Origin of the sequence: Achromobacter sp. GbtcB20, assembly GCF_019091095.1 — a bacterium.
In the GTDB taxonomy this organism is placed as follows: Bacteria; Pseudomonadota; Gammaproteobacteria; order Burkholderiales; family Burkholderiaceae_B; genus Achromobacter; species Achromobacter mucicolens.
Window position 1 is genome coordinate 1 of the sequence record NZ_JAGXJZ010000672.1, and the last position, 256, is coordinate 256.

Sequence of the window (256 nt, forward strand, 5' to 3'; positions counted from 1 at the left end):
GTAAAAGACGTGCTCGTGCACCCAGCAGCGCGCGAAGGCGTCCAGCGCCAGCACTTCGCGCACGACCGGGAAGCGCGCCAGGTGCGTCTTCCATTGCTGCTGCTCGGCGCCTTCCTGCGCGCCGGGCCGCGGCGCCCCCATCTGGTTGAGCAGCACGCCCACCGGCTTGCCCAGCCATTCGAGGATGTTCATCTCTGCCGGTAGATAGCCGGCGTCGCCCGGAGGTTCCGCCGAATTGACCAGGTAGAGCACGACA

The 256-nt window shown here is 67.6% G+C and carries 1 pseudogene; it reads right to left on the reverse strand.

The features are described 5' to 3' along the window. Positions 1-256, reverse strand: a pseudogene (locus tag KVT32_RS30675) (DUF3482 domain-containing protein); the annotation flags it as partial.